1 protein-coding gene is annotated in these 658 nt (G+C 73.9%); it reads right to left on the bottom strand.

The features are described from left to right. Window positions 1-658: condensation domain-containing protein (locus DPV74_RS41720; protein WP_240440124.1), on the bottom strand; the 658-nt coding region annotated here is incomplete at both ends.

The following is a 658-nucleotide window of genomic DNA, read 5'->3' as shown; positions in this document are numbered from 1 at the left end:
CGTTGGCGCGCTGCGGCAGCAGGCGCGCCGGCAGGTCGGCCAGCGCATCGCGCCAGTAAGCGACGCGGGCCGGATGGCACGACGCGGGCAGCACGAGCGGCCGGGCGACCGGCTGGACGATCTCCCCGGCCGCCACGGCCCCGCCCTGCACGCGGGCGACATAGCACGCACGAACCGCATCGAGCCACAGCTCGATCGATTCGCCATCCGACACGATGTGATGAATCGTCAGCGACAGCACGTGATCGTCCGCGCCGAGCCGCAGCACCCGCGCGCGCCACAGCGACGCATCGGCCGCGAGGTCGAACGGCGCGAGCGCATCCTCGTCGGTCAGTGCCGCCGCGCAGGCAAGCACATCGGCTTGCGCCGACAGGTCGATCACCGGCAGTTCGACGGAAACGCCTGCGTCGATCCGCTGGCCCGGCAGCGCGCCGTCACGCGCCACGAGCCGCGCGCGCAGCGCCGGATGCACGGCCGCGACATCCGAGAAGGCCGCACGCAGCGCATCGACGTCGAGCGGGCCGCGCACCCGCAGCGCGACCGGAATGTTGTACGCGGCGCTGTCCGGCTGCGCGCGCCACAGGAACCACAGGCCGAGCTGCGCCGGCGACAGCGGCCACACGCCGTGGGCGTCCGGTTTCGCCACCGCAACGCCCGG

Source organism: Burkholderia sp. HAN2018 (assembly GCF_024704855.1).
GTDB lineage: Bacteria > Pseudomonadota > Gammaproteobacteria > Burkholderiales > Burkholderiaceae > Burkholderia > Burkholderia cepacia.
The sequence above is the reverse complement of the archived record's forward strand: the minus strand, read 5'-3'. Positions and strand labels throughout refer to the sequence as shown.